At 45.7% G+C, this 210-nt stretch carries 1 protein-coding gene; it reads right to left on the reverse strand.

What is annotated here, in order from left to right; genetic code table 11:
• A partial coding sequence (locus tag V6252_RS13675; protein WP_341610789.1) for a di-heme oxidoredictase family protein occupies nt 1-150 on the reverse strand: 150 nt, incomplete at its 3' end.
• Between the last annotated feature and the right edge of the window lie 60 nt (nt 151-210).

Raw genomic sequence — 210 nt, forward strand, 5'->3', positions numbered from 1 at the left:
TCGTCCAAGTGCTCGCTTGCCCGTTTGCGGATCCATGACCCAGTTTAACTTACCACTGATATCGCTATCATTACTGTCTCTGGCTTGTTTATTAATGTCATCATCAGGTATTTGCTCTAGCAGCCCAAGCCCAATCATTGCTAGCCCCACACGCGGTCATACCAACAAGTCATAATCAAAAGCACCGTAGCCAGGTTTGGTCAAATTAAA

This window comes from Psychrobacter proteolyticus (assembly GCF_038155145.1).
Lineage (GTDB): Bacteria > Pseudomonadota > Gammaproteobacteria > Pseudomonadales > Moraxellaceae > Psychrobacter > Psychrobacter proteolyticus_B.